We start from the raw sequence: 25,263 nt of genomic DNA on the forward strand, positions 1-25,263 counted from the left end.
ATAACCTCCAGGTTATTTCGCTATTCGCGGATATCTTTAGGCGTAACACTATTGACAGGTAAATTTTGTGCAATGAGAAAGCGATAAATCGCCGCGCCAACGCAGGCACCAATGACCGGGGCAATAATGGGTACAATGAAATAAGGAATATTGCGTCCGCCAGTCATCGCTATTTCTCCCCAACCCGCAAGCTAGGTGAACATTTTTGGCCCAAAATCACGCGCTGGATTCATGGCAAAACCAGTTAATGGTCCAGTAGAAGCACCAATAACAGCAACCAGAATACCAATCAGTAAAGGTGCAAGAGGCCCCTTCGGTACACCGTTGCCGTCATCGGTCAACGCCATAATCAATCCCATCAACATAGACGTGATGACTATTTCAACCAGCGCCGCCTGCCATACATTTATTGCCGCGGCCGGGTAAGTACTGAAGATACTGGCGAGTTGTAAGCTTTCTGCACTACCACGAACCATATTGTGGGCAGATTCAAAATCGGTAAACAAATTGCTGTATAAAAAATACGCCAGAACCGCACCACCAAAGGCACCCGCTAATTGTGCCATACAAAATGGCAGCACTTTACGGCCAGGAAAAGCGGCGAACAACCATAGAGCAATCGTAACCGCTGGGTTGAGATGAGCGCCGGAAATTCCTGCCGTAAGATAAACAGCAAGTGAAATACCTAACCCCCAAATAATACAAATTTCCCACAGCCCCAGACTTGCCCCAGCAAGTTTGAGGGCACACAAACAACCAATGCCAAAAAAGAGGAACAGTCCGGTGCCCAAAAACTCGGCAACGCATTGCGCCTTGAGTGAATCATTCATAGTGACACCTTCTTTGCGGAGTTTGTTTCTTCATCAGCCAACAGAATTGCTGATTGTTGTGTATATCGAGGGCAACTATAAAAATTGCTCTGCAAAAAATATTGCCAACATTCATGACAGACTCGTGGAAAAATCGTGCTGACATAGCAAATTATTGTCATTGCAAAAGCATCAAACACAGCGTTAATCAGTGTTGAAAGTAATAATTACTGCCAAACTTTCACAATAAAAAATTGTCATCATGATATAATAAAATTTAAACAAATATCACAGTTCCCTTCCGCGAACCAAACCCAACGAAATATTATTCGCGATTAACCCCTTCAGCCAACGCAATTAATTCACATTGAAACACCCACAAAACAACCAATAAATTAATAACATATAGTATATAAAAGCAATTTTATAATATTTGTCCTCTATTTATTTTTCTCATTGGTCGACTAAGTCAGCCATTCTTTTTCCTCGCTTTTTTTTATAGTCATATCGTCAAAAAATCCAGGCGAGGTCTTTATGCAACAAGAAGCGTTAGGAATGGTAGAAACCAAAGGCTTAACTGCCGCCATAGAGGCCGCAGACGCCATGGTGAAGTCGGCAAATGTATTGCTGGTTGGCTACGAAAAAATAGGTTCCGGGCTGGTGACCGTCATCGTTCGTGGTGATGTCGGGGCTGTAAAAGCGGCAACAGACGCAGGTGCCGCCGCCGCGCGTAACGTCGGTGAAGTAAAAGCCGTACACGTTATTCCCCGCCCACATACCGATGTCGAAAAAATCTTACCAAAGGGAATTAACCCATGAGCAGCAATGAACTGGTCGAACAGATCATGGCGCAGGTCATCGCTCGCGTAGCGACGCCAGAGCATGAGGTTCTCCCGGAAACCACTCATCAAACACGAGAGACGGCTATGGCAGAAAAAAGCTGCACGTTAACGGAATTTGTTGGCTCCGCTATTGGCGACACTGTAGGTCTGGTCATTGCGAACGTTGATAGCGCCCTGTTGGACGCGATGAAACTTGAAAAACGCTATCGCTCCATTGGCATTCTGGGTGCACGTATTGGCGCAGGTCCACACATTATGGCCGCTGATGAAGCGGTAAAAGCTACGAACACTGAAGTTATTAGCATTGAACTTCCTCGCGATACCAAAGGCGGTGCCGGACACGGCTCATTGATCCTCTTAGGTGGCAACGATGTTTCCGACGTGAAACGCGGTATTGAAGTTGCCCTGAAAGAACTCGATCGGACCTTTGGTGATGTCTATGCCAACGAAGCCGGACATCTTGAACTGCAATACACCGCCCGCGCCAGCTATGCACTGGAAAAAGCGTTTGGCGCACCTCTGGGTCGCGCTTGCGGCGTTATTGTCGGCGCTCCGGCCGCTGTTGGTGTTCTGATGGCCGATACCGCGCTGAAGTCCGCCAATGTGGACGTGGTGGCATACAGCTCGCCTGCTCATGGCACCAGCTACAGCAATGAAGTCATTCTGATTATCTCAGGTGACTCCGGCGCAGTCCGTCAGGCGGTCATCTCCGCACGCGAAATCGGTAAAACCGTACTTTCGACTCTCGGCGATACACCGAAAAACGATCGCCCTTCCTACATCTGAATTCCCTGAGGCAGATTCATGAGATCGAAAAGATTTGAAGCACTCGCCAAACGCCCGGTCAACCAGGACGGTTTCGTTAAAGAGTGGATTGAAGAAGGCTTCATTGCGATGGAAAGCCCGAACGATCCAAAACCGTCAATCAAAATTGTTAACGGCGTCGTCACCGAGCTGGATGGAAAACCCGCCAGCCAGTTTGACCTGATCGACCACTTTATCGCCCGTTACGGCATCAATCTCGCGCGCGCCGAAGAAGTCATCGCGATGGATTCGGTCAAACTTGCCAATATGCTGTGCGATCCAAATGTCAAACGTAGCGATATCGTTCCCCTTACCACAGCAATGACGCCCGCCAAAATCGTCGAAGTGGTTTCGCAGATGAACGTGGTAGAGATGATGATGGCGATGCAGAAAATGCGCGCCCGTCGAACACCATCACAACAGGCTCACGTCACCAACGTCAAAGATAACCCGGTACAAATTGCCGCCGACGCAGCTGAAGGCGCATGGCGCGGGTTTGATGAACAGGAAACCACCGTTGCCGTTGCTCGCTATGCGCCGTTCAACGCCATCGCTCTGCTGGTAGGTTCACAGGTAGGGCGCCCGGGCGTGTTGACCCAGTGTTCACTGGAAGAAGCCACCGAACTGAAACTCGGTATGTTAGGTCACACCTGTTACGCCGAAACGATTTCTGTTTACGGCACAGAACCTGTTTTCACCGATGGCGATGACACCCCGTGGTCAAAAGGATTTCTCGCATCATCTTATGCTTCTCGCGGCTTAAAAATGCGCTTTACTTCCGGCTCCGGCTCTGAAGTACAGATGGGTTACGCGGAAGGCAAATCAATGCTTTATCTCGAGGCTCGTTGCATTTACATCACCAAAGCCGCAGGCGTACAGGGGCTGCAGAATGGTTCCGTAAGCTGCATCGGTGTTCCATCAGCTGTGCCGTCAGGCATCCGCGCAGTGCTGGCGGAAAACTTAATTTGCTCATCGCTGGATCTGGAATGTGCCTCCAGTAATGACCAGACCTTTACCCACTCAGATATGCGCCGTACCGCGCGTTTCCTGATGCAGTTTCTGCCGGGTACTGACTTTATCTCTTCCGGTTTTTCCGCTGTGCCGAACTACGACAACATGTTTGCCGGTTCAAACGAAGACGCAGAAGACTTCGATGATTACAACGTCATTCAGCGTGACCTGAAGGTTGATGGCGGTCTGCGACCGGTGCGCGAAGAAGATGTTGTCGCCATCCGCAATAAAGCCGCACGCGCTTTACAGGCTGTCTTTGCCGGTATGGGATTACCCCTTATTACCGATGAAGAGGTCGAAGCGGCGACCTATGCCCACGGTTCGAAAGATATGCCAGAGCGCAACATCGTAGAAGACATTAAGTTCGCCCAGGAAATTATCAATAAAAACCGTAACAGCCTGGAAGTGGTGAAAGCCCTGGCGCAAGGCGGTTTTACCGATGTCGCTCAGGACATGCTCAACATGCAAAAAGCGAAACTGACCGGCGATTATCTCCATACCTCAGCCATTATCGTCGATGACGGACAAGTGCTGTCTGCGGTCAATGATGTCAATGATTACGCCGGACCGGCTACAGGTTACCGCCTGCAAGGGGAACGCTGGGAAGAGATCAAAAATATTCCCGGTGCACTTGATCCCAACGAAATTGACTAAGGGTGAGAAATGGAAATTAACGAAAAATTACTGCGTCAGATTATCGAAGACGTGCTGGCAGAAATGCAAACCAGCGACAAGTCCGTTTCATTTCGCGCGCCTGTCGCCTCCACTGCCCCTTCCGCACCGGATGCAGGGAGTTTTTTGACCGAAATTGGCGAAGCCCAACAAGGCACTCAGCAAGATGAAGTCATTATTGCTGTAGGCCCGGCGTTCGGCCTGGCGCAAACCGTCAATATCATCGGTATTCCGCATAAAAACATCTTGCGCGAAGTGATTGCCGGTATCGAAGAAGAAGGCATTAAAGCCCGTGTGATTCGCTGCTTTAAATCGTCTGATGTCGCATTCGTGGCGGTCGAAGGCGATCGCCTTAGTGGTTCCGGCATTGCTATTGGTATTCAGTCAAAAGGCACCACGGTTATCCACCAGCAGGGGCTTCCCCCTTTGTCTAACCTGGAACTTTTCCCGCAAGCGCCTTTGTTGACGCTGGAAACTTATCGTCAGATTGGTAAAAACGCCGCGCGTTATGCGAAGCGTGAGTCTCCACAACCAGTTCCGACCCTCAACGATCAAATGGCGCGGCCTAAATACCAGGCCAAATCAGCCATTTTACATATCAAAGAGACGAAGTACGTGGTCACTGGCAAAAAACCGCAAGAACTGCGCGTGACGTTTTAACAAAGGAAACCTTCATGAATACCGATGCAATTGAGTCGATGGTCAGGGACGTGTTGAACCGCATGAACAGTCTACAGGATGCAGCTCCTGTTTCTGCGACACCCAACGCGTCAATACAGAGCGCCAAAGTGACGGATTATCCACTGGCAAATAAACATCCAGAATGGGTTAAAACGGCGACCAATAAAACGCTCGACGATTTCACTCTGGAGAATGTCCTCAGCGATAAAGTCACCGCCCAGGATATGCGTATAACCCCTGAAACATTGCGTATTCAGGCCGCGATTGCCAGAGATGCGGGTCGTGATCGCCTGGCGATGAATTTTGAACGCGCTGCCGAGCTTACCTCAGTGCCGGACGATCGCATCCTCGAAATCTACAATGCGTTACGCCCTTATCGTTCGACAAAGCAAGAGCTCATTGCCATTGCCGACGATCTTGAACAGCGTTATCAGGCCAGGATTTGCGCTGCATTTGTCCGTGAAGCTGCAGAACTCTATGTCGAGCGTAAAAAACTGAAAGGCGACGATTAAGGACGAACTATGCGATATATAGCAGGCATTGATATCGGCAATTCATCCACAGAAGTTGCACTGGCGACGCTCAATACGTCTGGAGAATTGTCGTTCGTGAGCAGCGCCCTTGCGGAAACCACCGGAATCAAAGGTACGTTGCGTAACGTCCATGGCATTCAGGAGGCGCTCGCACAGGCAACGAAAAAAGTCGGCATCAATGTCAGCGATATTTCGCTTATTCGTATCAACGAAGCAACTCCTGTCATTGGCGATGTGGCGATGGAAACCATTACGGAAACCATCATTACCGAATCAACCATGATTGGTCACAACCCAAAAACTCCGGGCGGAGTGGGACTGGGCGTGGGGCTCACCATCACTCCACAAGAGTTGTTAACACGCCCGGCGGATACACCGTACATTCTGGTCGTGTCATCGGCATTTGATTTTGCCGATATCGCGACCATGATAAACGCCTCCGTGCGTGCCGGATATCAACTGACTGGCGTTATTCTGCAACGTGATGATGGCGTGCTGGTCAGTAACCGCCTGGAAATCCCTTTACCCATTGTTGATGAAGTCCTCTACATCGATCGTATTCCGCTCGGCATGCTGGCCGCGATTGAAGTCGCCGTTCCCGGGAAGGTTATCGAAACCCTGTCTAATCCGTATGGGATTGCCACTGTTTTCGCCCTCAATGCTGAGGAGACTAAAAATATCGTTCCTGTTGCACGAGCACTCATAGGCAACCGTTCTGCAGTAGTGGTGAAAACACCTTCTGGCGACGTTAAAGCCCGTTCGATACCCGCCGGAAACATCGAGCTGCTTTCTGCCGGACGTACAATACGAGTTGATGTTGCTGCTGGTGCCGATGCCATTATGAAAGCGGTCGGCGAGTGCTCAAAACTGGAAAACGTAACGGGAGAACCGGGCACCAACATCGGCGGTATGCTGGAACATGTTCGCCAGACTATGGCGGAACTGACCAATAAACCCAGCCACGAAATTTTTATTCAGGATTTACTGGCGATAGATACCTCTGTTCCCGTCAGCGTAACCGGTGGGCTGGCTGGTGAATTTTCACTGGAACAGGCAGTGGGTATCGCTTCAATGGTGAAATCCGACCGACTGCAAATGGCGATGATCGCCAGTGAAATTAAGCAAAAACTGCATGTTGATGTTCAGGTCGGAGGCGCTGAAGCAGAAGCTGCAATTCAGGGAGCCTTGACTACCCCTGGAACCACACGCCCTCTGGCAATTCTGGACTTAGGCGCAGGTTCTACCGATGCCTCCATCATCAATCAGAAAGGGGAAATGATAGCTACTCACCTTGCGGGAGCGGGCGACATGGTGACGATGATTATTGCCAGGGAACTGGGCTTAAATGATCGTTATCTGGCAGAAGAAATCAAAAAATACCCGTTGGCAAAAGTAGAAAGTCTGTTCCATTTACGCCATGAAGACGGCAGCGTTCAGTTCTTCCCTACTCCGCTGTCCCCTCATGTATTTGCCCGCGTTTGTGTGGTGAAACCTGACGAACTGGTGCCTATTCCCGGTGATTTGACGCTGGAAAAAGTACGCGCTATCCGTCGTAGTGCGAAAGAGCGTGTCTTCGTAACCAATGCCCTGCGCGCGCTACGTCAGGTAAGTCCAGGCGGAAATATTCGCGATATTCCGTTCGTCGTTCTGGTGGGCGGTTCTTCCCTGGATTTCGAAGTACCGCAGTTAGTCACCGATGCATTGGCGCATTATCGATTGGTCGCCGGACGGGGGAATATCCGTGGTAGTGAAGGCCCGCGCAATGCGGTAGCTACCGGGCTACTGATTTCCTGGCACAGGGAGTTGGCTCATGGAAAGTAAAGAACATACGCCCGCTATTGTCGTTACGGAAATAGGTGACTGTATCAGTACATGGAATGAGGTGCTTCTTGGCATTGAAGAGGAAGGTATCCCCTTTCGCATTCAACATATCCCGTCAGGTGAAGTCATCGATAGCGCCTGGCAGGCTGCTCGTCAGTCCCCCCTGTTGGTTGGCATAGCCTGTGACCGGGAAAAGCTGATTGTGCATTACAAAAACTTACCGGCATCAGCGCCACTGTTTACGCTGATGTATCAACAAGATAACCATGCCCGGCGCAGCATCGGCAATAACGCTGCCCGCCTGGTAAAAGGCATTCCCTTCAGGGAATGCCACTCATAATCCACAGGAGAAACGCTGTATGAACAACGCACTAGGACTGGTTGAAACAAAAGGGTTAGTTGGCGCAATTGAAGCCGCAGATGCCATGGTTAAATCCGCCAACGTGCAACTGGTTGGCTATGAAAAGATTGGTTCGGGTCTGATTACAGTGATGGTCCGTGGCGATGTTGGCGCAGTAAAAGCCGCCGTTGATGCAGGAAGCGCCGCCGCAAGCGCCGTTGGCGAAGTGAAATCCTGCCATGTCATCCCGCGGCCACACAGCGATGTTGAGGCCATTTTACCTAAATCTGCATAACCCCATTCGCTAAGGAGCACAGCGTGAAGCAATCACTGGGATTACTTGAAGTCAGTGGTCTGGCACTCGCCATCAGTTGCGCAGATGCTATGGCAAAAGCCGCGTCCATCACGCTGGTTGGCCTTGAGAAGACCAATGGCTCAGGCTGGACGCTCATTAAAATCACCGGTGACGTCGCCTCGGTTAATGCGGCGATCGCGACGGGTGCCAGTTTCGCCGAACAGCGAAATGGCCTCGTCGCACACAAAGTGATTGCCCGCCCGGGTGAGGGAATACTGCCCCGCCCAACAGAAGCAATGAATATGACGGTGGCAGTAAGCGAAACGCCAGCAACAGTCGCCCCCCCAGAGATTATCAGCTGTAATTTGTGTCTTGATCCCGCGTGTCAACGGCAAAAAGGTGAGCCACGTTCACTTTGTCTGCACTCTGATAAGCGAGGGGAGTAGCAATGGATAAACAAACCTTGCAGGAGACTGTCAGCCAGGTTCTGGATGAAATGCGCGAGCGCCCTATCCCTCTGGGCGTTTCCAGTCGTCATATTCATCTTTCAACGGCGGATTATGTGCGCCTTTTTCCTGAACAACCGATCAGCGAGAAAAAGTCATTACTGCAACCTGGTCAATTCGCTGCTGAACAGGTTGTTACGCTGGTGGGACCAAAAGGCAAATTACACAACGTTCGCTTGTTAGGGCCACTACGTAACTCAAGCCAGGTGGAGATTTCCCGGACTGACGCCAGAACATTAGGGATCACCGCCCCGCTACGTATGTCTGGCGATCTCAGCGGCACACCGGGGATTCGTCTGATAAGCCCGTTTGCAGAGCTGGAAATCGCTTCTGGCGTTATTGTCGCACAACGGCACATCCATATGTCTTCGCTTGATGCCCTGATTTATGGCGTTACACATGGCGATAAAGTGGCGGTCGCCATTGAAGGTAATGAACGACGACTGATATTCGATAACGTTGCTGTTCGCGTCTCACCAGATATGCGCCTTGAAATGCATATTGATACCGACGAGGCCAACGCCGCAGGCGCTGATAATCCTGATGTTTTTGCCACGCTGGTGTCGGTGCCATGAATAACAAACTGATGCAACACATTGTTGAAGAAGTGATTTTTCGCCTGAAACAACGTGCGGGAAAAACACTCGCGCTGACGGTTTCGCAACTGCGAGAAGCCAGCGTTCACGAGATAGTTCATCAGTATGCTTCGTTACAAATTCGATTCGTCGATTTACCGTTGCTGCGACAACTTGCGGAGAACGAAACGTCAGATCGAGCGGTAATCCACATTCACGAGGCGTTAGCCTGGGGAATACACATTCAATTGTCGTTGCAAAGTCATTTCCTGAACGCCATCAAATTGAAGTCTCTCGCCCATCTACCGCTAACCTGGTGCGACGAACAAGGACAACCGATCTACCTTCATCGTGGTCAACTTTTAAGTTATGCCGACGTAGTGCAGTTATGCGCAGGGATAGTGGTGTTGCAACGGAAATGTTGTGTGACCGCACTTGCGCGTGAAGCGGCAATGACCCGAAACATTCAGTTAATCAGGCAGGAGTAACCCATGCATCTGGCTCGAGTCACTGGCGCGGTGGTATCCACGCAAAAATCACCTTCTCTGGTTGGGAAAAAACTGCTGTTGGTTCGCCGGGTCAGTGCTGACGGCGAACTGCCTCTCACGCCATTAACCGGTGACGAAGTTGCCGTTGATTCAGTCGGTGCAGGCGTCGGTGAGCTGGTACTCCTCAGCAGCGGCTCCAGCGCCAGACATGTTTTTAGCGGCCCCAACGAAGCCATCGACCTGGCAGTGGTCGGCATTGTAGATACGATTTCGCGCTAAGGAGTTGAAAGATGGCGATTTATACCCGCACAGGTGATTCAGGAAGTACGTCTCTATTTACCGGACAACGCGTGAGTAAAACTCATCTACGCGTCGAAGCCTACGGCACACTGGATGAACTGAACGCGACACTCAGTCTGTGTTATTGCGCCACCGCCATCGAAAGCCATCGCATATTACTGGAAGCCATTCAGCAACAGATATTTTGGTTTAGCGCCGAACTCGCCAGTGAAAGCGAGCAGCCATCAGCGCAGCAGCGTTACATCAGTACGGAAGAAATTGCCGCACTTGAAAAAGCGATCGATAGCGCAATGAGCGCTGTTCCTCCAGTTCACAGTTTCATTCTGCCAGGACGTTGTGAAGCCGCGAGCCGCATGCATTTCGCCCGCACCGTGGCCCGGAGAGCTGAAAGGCGTCTGGTTGAACTGACAACGGAAGCCTCCGTCCGCCATGTTTTGCTGCACTATATTAACCGGCTTTCCGATTGCCTGTATGCCCTCGCCCGCGTGGAAGACAACGTTGCTCATCAGAACCTGATGATTCAGGAAATCACAAAACGTTATCACGAAGCCAACCACACTTCAGCATTGAAGGAACGCACGATGTCGCTCACTTTTCAGGATCTTCATCAGCTCATTCGTAGCGCGGCAATGCGTGCGGATGAACTGCATATTCCCGTTGTTATCAGCATTGTCGATGCCAACGGAACAGAAAGTGTTACCTGGCGGATGCCTGATGCACTGCTGGTTAGCAGTGAACTGGCACCGAAAAAAGCCTGGACCGCCGTGGCGATGAAAACGGCAACACACAAGCTTACGGATACCGTGCAACCGGGGGCGCCACTTTACGGGCTAGAAAGCCATATGCAAGGCAAAGTCGTCACTTTTGGTGGCGGCTTCCCCCTCTGGCGTGACGGAATATTGCTTGGAGGGCTTGGGATTAGTGGTGGTAGCGTTGAACAAGACATGGATATTGCCCAAAGCGCAATGACGGCAATTAACGTGGGAGAAAACCAATGAATAACTCTGAATTAGAAACACTGATCCGCAATATTCTGCGCGAGCAGCTAGTCCCCACGACATCACAAACGCAAAAAAACGGTATTTTCCAGACTGTCGATGAAGCTATCGGCGCTGCACACCAGGCCTTTTTGCGTTTTCAACAGTGTCCGCTTAAGACTCGCAGCGCCATTATCAGCGCTATTCGCGAAGAATTAACGCCCCGTCTTACAGAATTGGCGGAAGAGAGCGCTAACGAAACGGGAATGGGAAATAAAGAAGATAAGTACTTAAAAAACAAAGCGGCGCTCGATAACACACCAGGAATTGAAGATTTAACCACCACCGCACTGACCGGTGATGGTGGCATGGTTTTGTTTGAATACTCCCCGTTTGGAGTTATTGGCTCGGTCACGCCAAGTACCAATCCCACGGAAACCATCATTAACAACAGCATCAGCATGCTGGCAGCTGGTAATAGCGTCTACTTCAGTCCACACCCGGGAGCCCAAAACGTCTCGCTGAAATTGATCGCCATAATCGAAGACATCGCGTTTCGCTGTAGTGGCATTCATAACCTGATCGTTACTGTATCTGAACCGACCTTTGCCGCAACCGAACAGATGATGGTGCATCCTAAAATCAGCCTTCTGGCGATTACCGGTGGTCCGGGTATCGTCGCCATGGGAATGAAAAGTGGCAAGAAAGTGATTGGTGCCGGTGCGGGTAATCCCCCCTGCATCGTCGATGAAACGGCAGATATTGTGAAAGCTGCCGAAGACATCATTAACGGAGCCTCGTTTGATTACAACCTGCCGTGTATCGCTGAAAAAAGCCTGATCGTCGTGACCTCAGTGGCAGATTATTTGATTCAGCAGATGCAAAGTTTTGGCGCCCTTCTTCTTAACCATGAACAAACTGAAAAATTGCGTGCTGTTTGCCTGCCAGACGGCGTGGCCAACAAAAAACTGGTCGGCAAAAGTCCATCAGCCTTGCTGGAAGCCGCAGGCCTCCCTTTGCCAGCAAAAGCGCCCCGCTTGCTGATTGCTGTTGTTGACGCCGATGATAGCTGGGTTACCAGCGAACAACTCATGCCAATGCTACCCATTGTGAAGGTCAACGATTTTGATAGCGCCCTCACACTGGCGTTGAATGTAGAAGACAGTTTGCATCACACCGCAATCATGCACTCGCAGAACATCTCACGGCTCAACCTTGCCGCGCGCGTTATGCAAACTTCAATCTTTGTCAAAAACGGTCCTTCCTGGGCGGGTATTGGCGTCGGCGGCGAAGGCTTTACGACCTTCACCATTGCTACACCGACCGGAGAAGGGACAACGTCAGCCCGGACTTTTGCCCGCTCACGACGCTGTGTGTTAACCAGCGGCTTTTCCATTCGCTAGAGAAACGGAAATGAATACTTTTTCACTGCAGACGCGTTTATACAGCGGACCGGGAAGTCTCAAAGTACTTAGCCGTTTCACGAATAAGCACATCTGGATTATTTGCGACACCTTTCTGGCGCGATCGCCGTTGATTGATACCTTGCGCCTGGCGCTACCCGACAGCAATCGCCTCAGTATTTTTAGCGAAATAACGCCCGATCCAACTATCCAGACAGTGGTAAAAGGCATCACTCAGATGCAAACTTTACGCCCGGATGTGGTTATCGGTTTTGGCGGCGGCTCTGCACTGGATGCCGCAAAAGCGATTGTCTGGTTTAGTCGCCAGTGTGCTATCGAAATTGAAACCTGCGTAGCCATCCCCACCACCAGCGGCACTGGTTCAGAAGTGACCAGCGCCTGTGTCATCAGCGATCCTGAGAAGGGAATTAAATATCCCCTTTTCGATGATGCACTTTATCCGGATATCGCGATCCTTGATCCCTCGCTGGTCGTGAGTGTGCCACCGGCGATAACGGCCAATACCGGAATGGATGTTTTAACCCATGCGCTTGAAGCCTATGTTTCTCCCCGCGCCAGCGACTTCACGGATGCACTGGTCGAAAAAGCCGTGCAAATTGTTTTTCAATACCTGCCCACGGCAGTGAAGAAAGGCGATTGTCTTGCCACCCGCGGTAAAATGCATAATGCCTCTACACTTGCAGGAATTGCCTTTAGCCAGGCCGGACTGGGATTAAATCATGCGATTGCCCATCAACTCGGTGGGCAGTTTCATTTGCCCCACGGTCTGGCGAATGCGCTCCTGCTGACGTCAGTTATTCGTTTTAATGCTGGCGATCCTCGCGCCGCCAAACGCTACGCCCGGCTGGCTAAAACGTGTCATTTATGCCCGGACAATGCCAATGACACCGCAAGCCTGAATGCACTCATTCAACATATTGAACAGCTCAAAAAAGCGTGTTCAATACCGACTCTCGCCAATGCTCTGAAAGAAAAAAAAGCAGAATGGTCATCACGTATTCCCGATATGGTTCAGGCGGCGCTGGCGGATGCTACATTGCGTACCAACCCACGTGAGGCTGATGCCAATGCTATTGCCGAACTGCTTGAGGAGTTGTTATGAACGTCGAGTTTACGTCCTGCGACGGTCAGACGATCCGCGAGCGAGTACAAGCAGCAGGCGTCGTGGGTGCTGGTGGTGCTGGCTTTCCGACACATATCAAGCTACAAGCACGTGTTGATACGTTCCTGGTGAATGCGGCGGAATGCGAACCGATGCTGAAAGTGGACCAGCAGTTAATGGCGCAGCAAGCCAGTCGCCTGCTTCGCGGCGTTCACTACGCAATGAAAGCCACCGGGGCCAGTAGCGGAATCATCGCGCTGAAAGAAAAGTATCAACTGGCAATAAACGCACTCACGCCACTGTTACCACCTGATATCCGCCTGCATATTTTGCCCGACGTTTACCCCGCAGGAGACGAAGTGCTGACCATCTGGATGGCAACAGGTCGCCGTGTTCCTCCAGCCGCGTTACCCGTTAGCGTCGGCGTAGTCGTCAATAACGTCCAGACTGTGCTGAATATTGCCAGAGCCGTTGAGCAGCAGTATCCGGTAACGCGCCGCACGCTAACCGTTAATGGTGCAGTTGCTAAACCCGTAACGGTGACCGTTCCCATAGGGATGTCTTTACGCGAAGTACTGGCGCTGGCGGGAGGCGCAACGGTAGATAATCCTGGTTTTATCAATGGCGGTCCGATGATGGGGAGTTTGATCACATCGCTCGATACGCCAGTCAGCAAAACCACTGGCGGCTTGCTGGTTTTACCCAACTCTCATTCACTGCTCCAACGTCGAATGCAGGATGACCGCAGCGTACTTGCCGTCGCGAAAACCGTTTGTGAACAATGCCGCTTATGCACCGATCTCTGCCCACGTCATTTAATTGGTCACGAACTGTCACCGCATTTGTTAGTACGTGCAGTTAACTACCAACAGCTCGCTACGCCGCAACTGTTACTGACAGCGCTCACCTGTTCGGAGTGCAACGTCTGCGCCAGCGTTGCCTGCCCGGTAGGTATTTCACCCATGCGCATAAACCGCCTGCTTAAGCAGGAATTACGCGCCAAAAATCTCCGCTACGAAGGTGCCTTAAATCCTGAGGATGCCATGGCAAATTATCGGCTGATTCCCGTAAAACGGCTGGTAACCAGATTGGGCTTAACCCCGTGGTATCAGGACGCGCCATTGTCTGAACACGTACCACAACCCGAAAAAGTGACGTTATTGTTACGCCAGCACATCGGTGCCAGCGCAATTCCATGTGTACAAAAAGGCGATTGCGTCGTTCGTGGGCAATGTGTAGGTCAAATTCCACACGGCGCATTAGGCGCCCCTGTTCATGCCAGTATTGATGGCATGGTCAGCGATGTGACAGAAAACGCGATTACGATAGTGAGAGGTTAATCATGTCGAAAGCGGTAGGTATTTTAGAACTTAGTAGTATCGCGAAAGGGATGGAAACCGGCGATGCCATGCTGAAAAGTGCCAACGTTGAATTACTGGTCAGCAAAACGCTTTGCCCCGGTAAATTTCTGCTGATGCTCGGCGGCGATGTCGGTGCAGTACAGCAAGCCATCAACAGCGGCGCTTCCCTTGCAGGTGAAATGCTGGTCGACAGTCTGGTCCTTCCTAATATTCATCCCACTATCCTGCCCGCAATCAGCGGTCTGAACCATGTTGACCAGCGACGGGCTGTCGGTGTAGTCGAAACCTGGAGTGTAGCGGCCTGCATTGACGCTGCCGATTGTGCAGTGAAAGCGGCAAACGTCACGCTCGTACGGGTACATATGGCCTTTGGTATTGGCGGTAAATGCTACATGGTAGTGGCAGGCGATATTTCTGATGTTAATAACGCGGTATCTGTCGCCAGCGAGCGAGCGGGGGAAAAAGGTTTGTTGGTCTATCGCTCAGTAATTGCCCGTCCGCATGAAGCCATGTGGCGTCAGATGGTGGAGGGATAATGTCACCTCAGCACACGACTGAACGAATGATTCAGGAATATGTCCCCGGTAAACAGGTCACGCTGGCACATGTTATTGCAAATCCTGGAAAGGATCTGTTTAAAAAATTAGGCTTACCGGACACCGTTTCCGCTATTGGCATTCTGACGATTACCCCCAGCGAAGCATCTATCATCGCATGTGATATCGCTACAAAATCAGGCGCTGTAGAGATTGGTTTTCTTGATCGTTTTACCGGCGCGGTAGTTCTGACTGGCGATGTTTCTGCTATCGAATATGCACTTAGCCAGGTTACCCGAACGCTGGGCGAAATGATGCGCTTTACCGCCTGCCCCATTACCCGGACCTGACTCGATGCAACGTATGATGCTCATCGGACCCAGCCAGTGCGGAAAAACGTCACTCACGCAATGCCTGCGCGGGGAGAATATTCAGTATCAGAAAACGCAGGCCATCGTCTGGTCACCGGCCACCATTGACACTCCCGGGGAATACCTCGAAAACCGCAGTCTTTACAGTGCGCTGCTGGTCAGCGCCTGTGAAGCAGACATTATCGCGCTGGTGCTTAATGCGGACGCGCCGTGGTCCCCTTTTTCGCCAGGCTTTACCACGTCAATGAATCGCCCGGTCATTGGGGTAGTCACCAAAGTGGATTTAGCCAGTGAAGAACAGATATCTTTGGTGAAATGCTGGCTACGGGAAGCTGGAGCACGAAAGGTGTTAGTGACCAGTGCGGTAAATAACATCGGGGGTGCAGAACTTCTTGCCTTGTTGCATACAGAAGAAGGCAGTCATTAAGCCAGAAATTTCAATATGTTATGAGATGGGATGATGACTTACGACACGGAGAAAAGAATCAATGAACAATGAGGATTGCCCGGCAATCCTCATTGAATAAAGTAGAAATTACTTCGCTTCGCCGTTTTTCATTTCGCCCATAGCTTTCAGCTTTTTGGAGATATCGCGGCGTTCTTTGGAGAGCTCAGCATTTTTTATGATGTAATCATCAACACGATCTTCATAGTCGCCTTTCATGCTGGCGATGATGCCCTGAATTGCTTCAACGCTCATACCAGGTTTGATGTAGTCGCTCAGGTTGTCGAGCAGCAGGACGCGTTTCTGGTTGTCACGGATCTTTTTCTCAACGTCCTGGATTTCACGTTGCAGCTTGTTCTTACGGCGGAACAGACGAACAAATTCCAGCACGTCCTGGAATGAAGGCTTGGTAGTTTCCATTTTTATACCCCTGATAATGTGAGAGTCGGATTCGTTTAAGCAACCGCTATTCGTTAGGGCCAACATTACTCATAGCTGCCGCAGATGACAATGCTTTTATCCCTATTCACTATCATACCCTTTATCCTTGCTGAATCGAAGCAGCAGCAATTTGATTCTGAAGGTCGGAATTTATTTGCGCAAAGCCCGACAAATCAGATTTGACAGCAACTCCAGTTGATGCGCCGTTTCCATGTTTAGCCATACATAGCCATAAATCGGCGTCTCAACGACTTTCAGATCATGATGATTAGCGAGCAACTGGCGCAACTCTTCCACAGCATCGTTCAATTTTTCTGTATTAGCAAAAACCGGCTGTGGATTACCTTCGTACAGGGCATGAACAAGAGTCAGCACTATTTGCTGCATCATTTGCTGTGTGTCGCGCAGTTTTTGCGCATTCAGTAGCACGAAATGACTAGGCCTCGTGGCCCAGTAAGCATTGATTTGCAGCTCCAGCATACAAACCAGATTACGGTTAATCGTCTGGATACCTTCATATATCGATTTTGGAATACGGGTTTCTTTGCTGGCGGGTGCAATCAGCCCACGCATTTTCACGGCATCAGCCAGGAGTTTTTGCAGATGGCTTTCCAGATGCGGACGTTCCAGTAGGTTCGGTGAAAATGCTGATTGGTAGACACGGTTATATTCGGTAAGGCTTTTCGCCAGTTGAATACGCCAGTGGATGAAAGCTCGCTGCGGCCAGATGCCAGTAAAAACCATTGCCAGTAGGGAGCCGAGGATCACATCGCCGCTTCGCCATAATGCCGTATCAATTTCACCTGTCGGGGAACCAACAACAATCGCCAGCGTCACACCAATCAATAAGCCTTGATAAGGTTTCTTGCCCAGCGCCAACCAACCGCAAAGGAACATCGCCGCCGCGCACCAGACCAACATCAGAGGTAACGAAATTAACTCCAGTTGCAGGGCTATAAGACCTAAAATCGAGCCGAACACCGTACCGCCAATACGTTCGAATGCTCGAGGGACGACGTTACCCCAAAACGAGATAGGCCCCATGATCACCACCATAGTAACCAGTGGCCAGGTGCTTTCCGGGATAGTAAACAGGCGAATAATGAGAAAAGTCAGCAGGAATGCTAGTGCGACGCGAGTACCATGCACGATACGGTAATGACGGTACACACGAATTTCAAACGGACTAAGGCACTTATCAGCTCGCACGCTGGAACTCCGTTAAATAAGGATGAAGTTAACTCAGAACGATTACCGCGGCCAGACACTAAACCAAGTGTCCAGCCGACTTACAAAAAGTAATCAGGAACATTCCCGAAGGATTATCAGAAGTCTGAAGGTCAATTTTACCCTTTTACATGACGAAAAACAGCGAAGCAATCAGGTTAACACCCTGTTGTTGCACCAGCATTAACCCATTTTCGGCTGCACTGCGACATACATTTCAATATCCCAATAGCCGTCTTCCGCTCCATTATTAAGATAAACTTCGAAACAGGGCTTAGGTGACATCTGATAAGCACTGTCTTGCAAGAGAGTATTAAAAAACTGATACCATGGCGTAGAAAAATCATCGCCTTCTACGCGAGCAACGGCAACCGCATATTGCCCACCGGAGATTTCCGTCAGGATCACGCCTTCACTGTTTTCCGGTAGAGTGAAGTTGTTCTCCAGGGAAACCACCGTGTCACAACGTAACTTTTCGGCAGGTGTTTCATCTGGGTTATCGTAATAGACGGCGATCCATTCCTTAGGCACAACTTTTTTGTTGTCTACCCACATCATCAACTGCTCAAAACCTTTTTTTACCGTTTGTTCCCACGGGCCAACGAGATGGAAACCTGCAACGGTACGTTTATCTTCCTGCTTAATCTCGTAGTTCATGACGCCTCCACATACACTGTTTTTTTGTACAGTGTATTTTGCAATGTAAATACCACAAGGAATGAGTGTTGATTATGCGAGCAGACTCGCACTCCTGCCAGTCGGCGCTAAATAAAGGTCAGGATTTATGGTGGAAATAATCGCTCAACCTGGAAAACATATCGCCTTCACCGACAGACTCCAGGGTAACCAATGGCCAATGCGCAACCAATTTATCGCGGTCGTACAGCTCAATTTCCCCTACCCGCTTGTGAGCAGCAATTGGCGCAGTTAGTTCTTTACCATCAAGGGTATATTTTGCTTTGATATTAGGGATCTCCGCTTTCGGCAGCACCATCCAGAACTCTTGTTCCGTTCCCAGTGCAATGTTTTCTTTATCACCATACCAGATGCGTTCCGTACCGACTTTTTTCCCACGGTGCAAAATTTGCACCGTAGTAAAGTTTTGCTGCCCCCAACGCAGTAATTTTCTAGCCTCTTCTTCGCGAGCTTTTGCGCTGTCGGCCCCCATTACCACTGCAATGAGACGGCGTTGCCCATCCACCGCCGAAGCAATGAGATTAAACCCGGCCCCGGATGTATGCCCGGTTTTCAGGCCGTCAACGTTCATGGTTTTATCCCACAATAGCCCGTTTCGGTTTTGCTGGGTGATGCCGTTCCAGGTAAGGCTTTTTTCGCTGTACATATGGTAAAACTCAGGTTCGCCGTGGATGATGGCGCGAGAAAGCACGGCTAAATCATAGGCTGAGCTATGCTGGCCCGGCGCATCCAGACCGTGAACCGTTTCAAAATGGGTATCCTGTAAATGCAACTTTTCAGCGTAATTGTTCATCATTGTGACGAACTGCCGTTGCCCCCCGGCAATATAATCCGCAAGCGCCACACAGGCGTCATTGCCGGAATCCACAATTAATCCACGGCTTAAATCACGTACCGAAACACGATCGCCCTCTTTCAAAAACATCAGTGAAGAGCCGACAAAAACAGGATTATCTTTCGCCCACGCATCGCGTCCCACAGTGACAATATCGTCTGGTGTTATGCGATGGCTATCGATAGCGCGATCGACGACATAGCCCGTCATTAGCTTAGTCAGGCTGGCAGGGTTACGTTGTTGGTGCTCATTACCCGCCGTGAGGATCTGTCCGGTTGTGTAATCCATCAAAACCCATGATCCCGCATGAATCTCCGGAGGTTGGGGTGAAAAGGGAATATTTTCCGCCGCAAAACCAGACGATAAATTAAAAACGAACAAAGAAGCAGCAATAATAAGACGGCGTTTCAACAGCAAATCCTCAGGTGTTTCCAATAGCTGTTCTTTTTACGGAAATCCTGATGAACTGGCTGGAATAAAGTGCAAGAAAATGTGACATTTATCTCATTTTAATCTGACATTATCTGTTTCCACACGCAGCCAAAATATCGCTCTAAAGCTGATTAGCACGGTGATATTTGATACTCTGGCATACAACAGAAATAACGGATTTAACCTAACGATGAATGACGGTAAGCAACAATCTACCTTTTTGTTTCATGATTACGAAACCTTTGGCACGCACCCCGCGTTAGATCGCCCTGCGCAGTTTGCCGCCATTCGTACTGATAGCGAATTCAATATTATCGGTGAACCTGAAGTCTTTTACTGTAAGCCTGCGGACGATTATTTACCCCAGCCAGGGGCGGTGTTAATCACCGGCATCACTCCACAGGAAGCGCGTGCAAAAGGGGAAAACGAAGCTGCCTTTGCCACCCGTATTCACTCGCTTTTTACCATACCAAAGACCTGTATTCTTGGTTACAACAATGTGCGTTTTGACGACGAAGTTACGCGCAATATCTTTTATCGTAATTTTTACGATCCCTATGCCTGGAGTTGGCAGCATGATAACTCTCGCTGGGATCTGCTTGACGTGATGCGTGCCTGTTATGCCCTGCGCCCGGAGGGGATTAACTGGCCTGAAAATGAAGATGGTTTACCGAGCTTTCGACTTGAACATTTAACCAAAGCTAATGGTATTGAACATAGCAACGCCCACGATGCGATGGCCGATGTGTACGCCACTATTGCGATGGCAAAGTTGGTGAAAACACGTCAACCACGCCTGTTTGATTATCTCTTTACCCATCGTAATAAGCACAAACTGACGGCGTTGATTGATGTGCCGCAGATGAAACCGCTGGTACATGTTTCCGGTATGTTTGGCGCATGGCGCGGCAATACCAGCTGGGTGGCGCCACTGGCGTGGCATCCTGAAAATCGCAATGCCGTGATTATGGTGGATTTGGCGGGAGATATCTCGCCACTCCTGGAGCTGGACAGCGACACGCTACGCGAGCGTCTGTACACCGCAAAGGCCGATCTGGGCGATAACGCCGCAGTCCCGGTTAAGCTGGTGCATATCAATAAATGCCCAGTGCTGGCGCAGGCGAATACGCTGCGCCCGGAAGATGCCGACAGGTTAGGAATTAATCGTCAGCATTGTCTCGATAACCTGAAAATTCTGCGTGAAAACCCGCAAGTCCGCGAAAAAGTGGTTGCGATATTTGCTGAAGCCGAACCATTTACACCTTCAGATAACGTCGATGCACAGCTCTATAATGGCTTTTTCAGTGACGCCGATCGCGCAGCAATGAAAATTGTCCTGGAAACCGAGCCGCGTAATTTACCGGCACTGGATATCACCTTTGTCGATAAACGTATTGAGAAACTGTTGTTCAATTATCGGGCGCGTAACTTCCCGGGGACGCTGGATTACGCCGAGCAGCAACGCTGGCTGGAGCACCGCCGTCAGGTCTTCACCGCAGAATTTTTGCAAGGTTATGCTGATGAATTGCAGATGCTGGCACAACAATATGCCGATGACAAAGAGAAAGTAGCGCTGTTAAAAGCGCTTTGGCAGTACGCGGAAGAGATCGTCTGAAATAAAAAAACCGGAGCGATAAACTCCGGCTTTTTTAGATTTACCGGATGATTATGTCATCCGGCTTTAAAGATTATGCAACGTCTTCGTACTGCGGAACCGGGTTACGGAAACTCTTAGTCACGCAAGCCAGGTAAATCAGACCGATAGCCGCCCAGATCAGACCCAGAACCATTGAGCTTTCTTCCAGGTTAACCCACAGCGCACCTACAGTCAGCGCACCACACATCGGCAGGAACAGATACTGGAAGTGATCTTTCAGCGTCTTGTTACGCTTCTCACGGATCCAGAACTGAGAGATAACCGACAGGTTAACGAAGGTGAACGCCACCAGCGCACCAAAGTTAATCAGCGCCGTTGCCATTACCAGGTCAAAGTTGATTGCCAGCAGAGCAATCGCGCCAACCAGGATAATGTTCATCGCCGGAGTACGCCATTTCGGGTGTACATAACCGAAGAAGCTTTTCGGGAACACGCCGTCACGACCCATTACGTACATCAGACGCGCTACGCCTGCGTGCGCCGCCATACCGGACGCCAGTACGGTAATGGTGGAGAAGATCAGCGCGCCAACCTGGAACGCTTTGCCCGCAACGTACAGCATGATTTCAGGCTGTGACGCATCCGGATCTTTAAAGCGAGAGATATCCGGGAAGTACAGTTGCAGGAAGTAAGTTGCAAAGATGAAGATCATGCCGCCAATCAGCGCGGTCAGGAAAATCGCACGCGGGATCACGCGCTCTGCATCTTTGGTTTCTTCCGACAAGTTGCTGATGCCGTCAAAGCCGGTAAAGGAGAAGCACAGAATCGTCGCACCGGTAATCATCGGGATGACATGCGCATCACCGGACCAGAACGGACGCGTGCTCGCCAGCGTACCAGCGCCTTCACCTTCAAATACGCCATACACAACCATGCCCAGAATCACCGCGATCAGCACTACCTGCAACACCACGATTACGGTGTTGAAGTTCGCTACGGATTTCAGACTACGCAGGTTAAAGGCGGTCATAAAGGCCACCAGCGCCACCACAAACATCCACGATGGGATAGAAGGCACCAGAGCTTCAAAATAGATTTTCGCCAGCAGAATGTTGATCATCGGCGCGAACAGATAGTCGAGCAGAGAAGACCAACCCACCATAAAGCCAACCGTCGGGCTAATGGATTTCTGGGCGTAAGTGTATGCAGAGCCAGCAGAAGGATAGCGACGAACCAGCTTCCCGTAGCTCAGAGCCGTAAACAGGATCGCAATCAATGCGAACGCATAGGCTGTCGGCACATGACCATCCGTGAGGCCTGAAACGATACCAAAAGTATCAAACAGCGTCATCGGCTGCATATAGGCAAGACCCATCATTACAACCGGAACTAACGTAAGCGTTTTACGCAATTCCACGCGAGAGGTGTTTGGAGTAACGTTATGCGACATGGTCATTCTCCTTTACGGTGATAACCGTCGCGTAAGCAAAAAATTGCCCCATTTTTTTGGATTCCTCAGCGACAACAACTGTCGATTTTTAGTAAATATCTATCCGGTACGAAGCCCGGCCTCTTGGTATGAATGATTGGTTTGAAGCAAAAAATAACCGACGCGGATGAAACGTCGGTTTTTAGTCATTTTTTGACAGCGGCGCATTGTGCCTAAATGGGGGGTAAATGACAAGAGAATGAGAGGCTTGTCATATAATTTTTTATTTAAATGGCTGATTTTCCGTCATCATATTTTGCATAAACACCAGCAATAGCACTATTTGCTAAAATCTCATCACGCCACCACGCACTGGCAAGCCCTGCGGTTTGTTCATTCCATCCAATCCATACGGGTTCAAAGAGGGATTGCGCAACCACTGTCTTCTCAATTAACGCACCACTATCGAGAAAACGTTGCGCCAGATAGCGCGGTAAATAACCGCAACCAAGACCGCTGATTTGTAATTCCAGTTTGGTTTTAAAATCAAATACGGTAATGGCCTCTTGTTCGTCGAGAAGTTGTGATGCCGTAGATGCACCTGCCTGCGCAGTATCACCCACGATAATCGCCCGATAGCGTTTAATGATACGGCGATTTAGCGGTTCCTCTTCCAGAGCTAGCGGATGATGAGGTGCAATCGCGAAAACTTGCTCCAGATCGCCCAACCGCGAGAAACCATATTCGCTGGAAGATGGAGGTTCATGCATCGCGCCAACAATAATATCGGCCCTGCCCTGGGTCAGGGCCTCCCAGGAACCGCCCAGAACGCCATTGATAAACTTCAGGCGCGTGACGTTGTGATGTTGATAAAAGGCTTCAATAAGTGGTGCAAGCAGTGAAAAGGGAAAGGTATCATCAACACCAATCACCAGTTCGTTTTCCCAGCCTTCATGGAGTTTGATCGCTTGTTTTTCCAGCTCATGGACAGTGTGGAGAACTTCCCGCCCTTTCTCTAATAACATCTTTCCGGTACGGGTAAATTTAGCGCGGTGACCGCTACGATCAAGCAATTGAATATTAAGGTCGCTTTCCAGCTTGTGAACGGTGTAACTCAGAGCGGACGGCGTCTTATAGAGTTTGGCCGACGCCGCCGCAAAACTGCCCTCTTTTTCTAAGGCATCGAGGATCATCAACACATCCAGCAGTGGTTTCATACACGCCCCCTTGCAGTGTATGCGGCGTCCTGCTGGCGTGATGGTTTACTCCAGCGGCATTACCAGCGGATCGGGATACTGGTATTCAAATCCCAGTTCATTACAGATCCGACTACCATCAATAATTTTACCTTTGCCGCTGTCCAGGCTATTTCTGAACTGCGGAGGCTCCAGCCCCAGTAAACGGGCCATCTGCGGATAGAAAACATTGCGCGCAGGGTGAGCTGGCGCACATATATTATAGATGTGTCCGCCTTTAGGTGCCTGTAACAACAGAGTGATAGCGCCAATAACATCTTCCAGGTGAACTAAATTCACACCATGTTCACCATCAGGCGCGGTTTTTCCGGCAAAGAAGCGTCCGGGATGACGCCCAGGCCCGACCAGACCCGCAAGACGCAAAATATCAACCGAAGTACCGGGTAAATTGTGCAGCCAGTCTTCCAGCTCTTTTAACACTCGTCCACTATGGGTCAGCGGATTACGCGGGGTGGTTTCTTTCACCGTGCCTTGTGCGTCGCCATAGACAGACGTTGAGCAGGTAAAAATAATGCGGGGAATACGATGAGCCAGCGCGCTATCCACCAGCTCCTGCACTGCTTGTAAATAGAACTCATCGCCGGGGCCGCTGCGGCGTGCCGGAAGCGTAATCACCAGCGCATCGGCATCCATCAGGGCATCCAGATCGTCAGAGTCGCAAACTAAATCGGGCTCCATGCGAAGCAGATAGCTATCAATGCCACTCATTTGGGCCGCTTCTACGCCATCTTGTGTAGTTTTACTCCCGGTGACTTGCCAGCCTTTCGCTGAAAGTGACATCGCCAGCGGCATGCCTAACCACCCTAACCCGACAATTGCGACCTTTTTCATCCGTTTTCTCCTGATACACCTTAGATCTATAAGGCTACGCCAGCGTATCAAAACTGACAATTCATTCTATGAATGAATCGAAACTGTTAGCAAATATAGAATTATACAATTGTCTGATGCGCTCCGCTTATCAGGCCTACAAAAACATCAATATATTGAATTTACGCAACATTTGTTGACCGGATAAGGCGTTCACGCCGCATCCGGCATGAACAAAGCCCGCTTTAGTTACAGAACACAATGTTCTTGAGGGTTTTAAAGACATGTTTTCACGATTACTTTTTTAAAGTACTCACTCTTAGCCTCCTCCTTTCCCCGCTCATTCATTAAACAAATCCCTCGCCACAAAATATATAAAAAAGCCCTTGCTTTCTAACGTGAAAGTGGTTTAGGTTAAAAGACATCAGTTGAATAAACATTCACAGAGAATTTTATGACACGCGTTCAATTTAAACACCACCATCATCACCATCATCCTGACTAGTCTTTCAGGCGATGTGTGCTGGAAGACATTCAGATCTTCCAGTGGTGCATGAACGCATGAGAAAGCCCCCGGAAGATCACCTTCCGGGGGCTTTTTTATTGCGCGGTTGATAACGGTTCAGACAGGTTTAAAGAGGAATAAC

The 25,263-nt window shown here is 50.0% G+C and carries 29 protein-coding genes, 1 pseudogene and 1 other annotated feature; of the genes and pseudogenes, 21 read left to right on the forward strand and 9 right to left on the reverse strand.

Going from position 1 to position 25,263, the window contains the following annotated elements; translation table 11 throughout:
* Positions 1-20: 20 nt before the first annotated feature.
* Positions 21-830, reverse strand: a pseudogene (gene pduF / locus FFT88_RS10945) (propanediol diffusion facilitator PduF).
* Positions 831-1,343: 513 nt separating this feature from the next.
* On the opposite strand from pduF, the gene pduA reads away from it, so the two are divergent.
* Genes pduA through FFT88_RS11040 form a run of 19 tightly spaced genes read left to right on the forward strand, consistent with a single transcriptional unit; the run spans position 1,344 to position 15,875 of the window.
* Positions 1,344-1,628 carry a propanediol utilization microcompartment protein PduA gene (pduA, locus tag FFT88_RS10950; RefSeq protein WP_001183614.1) on the forward strand — a complete coding sequence of 95 codons (285 nt, stop codon included), beginning with the start codon at positions 1,344-1,346 and terminating at the stop codon, positions 1,626-1,628.
* Positions 1,625-2,437, forward strand: coding sequence for a propanediol utilization microcompartment protein PduB (gene pduB, locus FFT88_RS10955; protein WP_135405079.1), 813 nt, complete (start codon positions 1,625-1,627; stop codon positions 2,435-2,437). Before pduA ends, pduB begins: the two co-directional genes overlap by 4 nt.
* Before the next feature lie 18 nt (positions 2,438-2,455).
* A complete protein-coding gene (gene pduC / locus FFT88_RS10960) occupies positions 2,456-4,120 on the forward strand; it encodes a propanediol dehydratase large subunit PduC (protein WP_130259966.1) in 1,665 nt (554 codons plus the stop codon).
* A gap of 9 nt (positions 4,121-4,129) precedes the next feature.
* Entirely contained in the window at positions 4,130-4,798 is a 669-nt protein-coding gene (pduD, locus tag FFT88_RS10965) for a propanediol dehydratase medium subunit PduD (protein ID WP_135385805.1), read from the forward strand.
* 14 nt (positions 4,799-4,812) lie between these two features.
* On the forward strand, positions 4,813-5,331 hold the full coding sequence (gene pduE, locus FFT88_RS10970; RefSeq protein WP_135405076.1) for a propanediol dehydratase small subunit PduE: 519 nt from the start codon (positions 4,813-4,815) through the stop codon (positions 5,329-5,331).
* Positions 5,332-5,340: 9 nt separating this feature from the next.
* Positions 5,341-7,173, forward strand: a complete 1,833-nt coding sequence (locus FFT88_RS10975) for a diol dehydratase reactivase subunit alpha (protein ID WP_135405074.1) — start codon at positions 5,341-5,343, stop codon at positions 7,171-7,173.
* Positions 7,163-7,513 carry a glycerol dehydratase reactivase beta/small subunit family protein gene (locus tag FFT88_RS10980; RefSeq protein WP_000444000.1) on the forward strand — a complete coding sequence of 117 codons (351 nt, stop codon included), beginning with the start codon at positions 7,163-7,165 and terminating at the stop codon, positions 7,511-7,513. Before FFT88_RS10975 ends, FFT88_RS10980 begins: the two co-directional genes overlap by 11 nt.
* Positions 7,514-7,532: 19 nt before the next feature.
* Positions 7,533-7,808, forward strand: a complete 276-nt coding sequence (gene pduJ, locus FFT88_RS10985; protein WP_001057752.1) for a propanediol utilization microcompartment protein PduJ — start codon at positions 7,533-7,535, stop codon at positions 7,806-7,808.
* Complete coding sequence (locus FFT88_RS10990) at positions 7,805-8,254, forward strand: BMC domain-containing protein (protein ID WP_130222283.1); 450 nt, start codon at positions 7,805-7,807, stop codon at positions 8,252-8,254. The genes pduJ and FFT88_RS10990 overlap by 4 nt, the downstream gene beginning before the upstream one ends.
* A gap of 2 nt (positions 8,255-8,256) precedes the next feature.
* A complete protein-coding gene (locus FFT88_RS10995) occupies positions 8,257-8,889 on the forward strand; it encodes a phosphate propanoyltransferase (RefSeq protein ID WP_135405071.1) in 633 nt (210 codons plus the stop codon).
* Positions 8,886-9,377, forward strand: coding sequence for a microcompartment protein PduM (gene pduM / locus FFT88_RS11000; protein ID WP_135405069.1), 492 nt, complete (start codon positions 8,886-8,888; stop codon positions 9,375-9,377). The genes FFT88_RS10995 and pduM overlap by 4 nt, the downstream gene beginning before the upstream one ends.
* Before the next feature lie 3 nt (positions 9,378-9,380).
* Positions 9,381-9,656, forward strand: coding sequence for a EutN/CcmL family microcompartment protein (locus FFT88_RS11005; RefSeq protein ID WP_130208669.1), 276 nt, complete (start codon positions 9,381-9,383; stop codon positions 9,654-9,656).
* Between the two features lie 11 nt (positions 9,657-9,667).
* Positions 9,668-10,675 (forward strand): two-domain cob(I)yrinic acid a,c-diamide adenosyltransferase PduO, encoded by a 1,008-nt coding sequence (gene pduO, locus FFT88_RS11010; protein WP_135405067.1) that lies wholly within the window; start codon positions 9,668-9,670, stop codon positions 10,673-10,675.
* Positions 10,672-12,057 carry a CoA-acylating propionaldehyde dehydrogenase PduP gene (pduP, locus tag FFT88_RS11015; protein ID WP_135405064.1) on the forward strand — a complete coding sequence of 462 codons (1,386 nt, stop codon included), beginning with the start codon at positions 10,672-10,674 and terminating at the stop codon, positions 12,055-12,057. Before pduO ends, pduP begins: the two co-directional genes overlap by 4 nt.
* A gap of 10 nt (positions 12,058-12,067) precedes the next feature.
* A complete protein-coding gene (locus tag FFT88_RS11020) occupies positions 12,068-13,180 on the forward strand; it encodes a 1-propanol dehydrogenase PduQ (protein ID WP_135405061.1) in 1,113 nt (370 codons plus the stop codon).
* Positions 13,177-14,520 (forward strand): 4Fe-4S dicluster domain-containing protein, encoded by a 1,344-nt coding sequence (locus tag FFT88_RS11025; RefSeq protein ID WP_135405059.1) that lies wholly within the window; start codon positions 13,177-13,179, stop codon positions 14,518-14,520. Before FFT88_RS11020 ends, FFT88_RS11025 begins: the two co-directional genes overlap by 4 nt.
* Positions 14,521-14,522: 2 nt before the next feature.
* Positions 14,523-15,077: a propanediol utilization microcompartment protein PduT gene (pduT, locus tag FFT88_RS11030; protein WP_130257601.1), complete on the forward strand. Its 555-nt coding sequence runs from the start codon at positions 14,523-14,525 to the stop codon at positions 15,075-15,077.
* On the forward strand, positions 15,077-15,427 hold the full coding sequence (pduU, locus tag FFT88_RS11035) for a propanediol utilization microcompartment protein PduU (protein ID WP_130216389.1): 351 nt from the start codon (positions 15,077-15,079) through the stop codon (positions 15,425-15,427). The genes pduT and pduU overlap by 1 nt, the downstream gene beginning before the upstream one ends.
* 4 nt (positions 15,428-15,431) lie before the next feature.
* Positions 15,432-15,875, forward strand: coding sequence for a EutP/PduV family microcompartment system protein (locus FFT88_RS11040; protein ID WP_135405058.1), 444 nt, complete (start codon positions 15,432-15,434; stop codon positions 15,873-15,875).
* Between the two features lie 108 nt (positions 15,876-15,983).
* On the opposite strand, the gene FFT88_RS11045 is transcribed toward FFT88_RS11040, so the two are convergent.
* The 4 genes from FFT88_RS11045 to dacD form a co-directional block, all read right to left on the reverse strand.
* Complete coding sequence (locus FFT88_RS11045) at positions 15,984-16,313, reverse strand: DUF496 family protein (RefSeq protein WP_000450409.1); 330 nt, start codon at positions 16,311-16,313, stop codon at positions 15,984-15,986.
* 171 nt (positions 16,314-16,484) lie between these two features.
* A complete protein-coding gene (locus FFT88_RS11050; protein WP_135405056.1) occupies positions 16,485-17,543 on the reverse strand; it encodes an FUSC family protein in 1,059 nt (352 codons plus the stop codon).
* A gap of 201 nt (positions 17,544-17,744) precedes the next feature.
* Positions 17,745-18,218 (reverse strand): DNA gyrase inhibitor SbmC, encoded by a 474-nt coding sequence (sbmC, locus tag FFT88_RS11055; protein WP_130216383.1) that lies wholly within the window; start codon positions 18,216-18,218, stop codon positions 17,745-17,747.
* A gap of 118 nt (positions 18,219-18,336) precedes the next feature.
* Positions 18,337-19,503 (reverse strand): serine-type D-Ala-D-Ala carboxypeptidase DacD, encoded by a 1,167-nt coding sequence (gene dacD / locus FFT88_RS11060; protein WP_135405054.1) that lies wholly within the window; start codon positions 19,501-19,503, stop codon positions 18,337-18,339.
* Positions 19,504-19,714: 211 nt separating this feature from the next.
* On the opposite strand from dacD, the gene sbcB reads away from it, so the two are divergent.
* Positions 19,715-21,139 carry an exodeoxyribonuclease I gene (gene sbcB, locus FFT88_RS11065; RefSeq protein WP_135405051.1) on the forward strand — a complete coding sequence of 475 codons (1,425 nt, stop codon included), beginning with the start codon at positions 19,715-19,717 and terminating at the stop codon, positions 21,137-21,139.
* A gap of 73 nt (positions 21,140-21,212) precedes the next feature.
* Here the strand turns inward: sbcB and plaP are convergent, their stop codons facing one another.
* The 4 genes from plaP to FFT88_RS11085 form a co-directional block, all read right to left on the reverse strand.
* Positions 21,213-22,571: a putrescine/proton symporter PlaP gene (gene plaP, locus FFT88_RS11070; RefSeq protein WP_000019197.1), complete on the reverse strand. Its 1,359-nt coding sequence runs from the start codon at positions 22,569-22,571 to the stop codon at positions 21,213-21,215.
* Positions 22,561-22,623 carry a membrane protein YoeI gene (yoeI, locus tag FFT88_RS11075; protein ID WP_010723108.1) on the reverse strand — a complete coding sequence of 21 codons (63 nt, stop codon included), beginning with the start codon at positions 22,621-22,623 and terminating at the stop codon, positions 22,561-22,563. The genes plaP and yoeI overlap by 11 nt, the downstream gene beginning before the upstream one ends.
* A gap of 214 nt (positions 22,624-22,837) precedes the next feature.
* Complete coding sequence (locus FFT88_RS11080) at positions 22,838-23,767, reverse strand: LysR substrate-binding domain-containing protein (RefSeq protein ID WP_135405048.1); 930 nt, start codon at positions 23,765-23,767, stop codon at positions 22,838-22,840.
* Between the two features lie 45 nt (positions 23,768-23,812).
* Positions 23,813-24,637, reverse strand: coding sequence for an SDR family oxidoreductase (locus FFT88_RS11085; protein ID WP_135405045.1), 825 nt, complete (start codon positions 24,635-24,637; stop codon positions 23,813-23,815).
* A gap of 433 nt (positions 24,638-25,070) precedes the next feature.
* Here FFT88_RS11085 and hisL point away from each other — a divergent pair, with 433 nt between their 5' ends.
* A complete protein-coding gene (gene hisL / locus FFT88_RS11090; protein ID WP_001364200.1) occupies positions 25,071-25,121 on the forward strand; it encodes a his operon leader peptide in 51 nt (16 codons plus the stop codon).
* Positions 25,097-25,220 (forward strand) — a sequence feature (His leader region). It overlaps the preceding gene by 25 nt.
* The last annotated feature ends 43 nt before the right edge of the window (positions 25,221-25,263 follow it).

Source organism: Escherichia sp. E4930 (genome assembly GCF_005845405.1).
In the GTDB taxonomy this organism is placed as follows: Bacteria; Pseudomonadota; Gammaproteobacteria; order Enterobacterales; family Enterobacteriaceae; genus Escherichia.